This window comes from Phormidium sp. CCY1219 (assembly GCF_055795085.1).
Window position 1 is genome coordinate 1 of record NZ_JAYFEQ010000577.1, and the last position, 203, is coordinate 203.

At 52.7% G+C, this 203-nt stretch carries 1 protein-coding gene; it reads right to left on the reverse strand.

Features of this window, described 5'->3' with window-relative positions; genetic code table 11:
- Positions 1 to 203, reverse strand: a 203-nt coding sequence (locus AC0QH1_RS16160; protein WP_324632238.1) for an RRXRR domain-containing protein, incomplete at its 3' end; no start/stop codon positions are given.

The window sequence follows — 203 nt, forward strand, 5'->3', positions numbered from 1 at the left end:
CGACGCAGTTGGCGACGGGACAAGAGCGCATCTTTAATCGCTTGCCCGCGATGGGTAAGTTCGGCAGCCCAAAGCACTTGCAAGTCTTTTAAGATCGCCAAACCCGTCACTTTCGATCCTGGATCGATTTTCACTCGGCAGGGGTGGGGGGTTTCTTCGACCGCTTTCTTGAGGACAATCGTGAAGGGAAAACGACGATAAAT